This is a genomic window from Vogesella mureinivorans, from assembly GCF_007644035.1.
GTDB lineage: Bacteria > Pseudomonadota > Gammaproteobacteria > Burkholderiales > Chromobacteriaceae > Vogesella > Vogesella mureinivorans.
On record NZ_VMTV02000316.1, the window covers coordinates 1 to 372 of the forward strand.

1 other RNA gene is annotated in these 372 nt (G+C 53.5%); it reads left to right on the top strand.

What is annotated here, in order from left to right:
- An RNA gene (gene rnpB, locus FLQ44_RS10050) (RNase P RNA component class A) lies at positions 1 to 372 on the top strand; the annotation flags it as partial.

Here is a 372-nt window from a genome sequence, read left to right on the forward strand (position 1 = left end):
TAGACAATCGCTGGTTTATTGAAGCCCTTAATTGTTCGCAAGAACGACCTAGCGGGACAAGTAAACGAGAGGAAAGTCCGAGCTACACAGGGCAGAGTGCCAGATAACGTCTGGGCGGTGTGAACCGACGACCAGTGCAACAGAGAGCAAACCGCCGATGTGCATTAGCGCAGGTAAGGGTGAAAGGGTGCGGTAAGAGCGCACCGCGTGGGTGGCAACATTCCACGGCACGGTAAACTCCACTCGTAGCAAGACCAAATAGGAACTCAATGGATGGCCCGTCCAGAGTTCGGGTAGGTTGCTTGAGCTTGTGTGTGAATGCAAGCCTAGAGGAATGATTGTCCGCGACAGAACTCGGCTTATCGACCAACC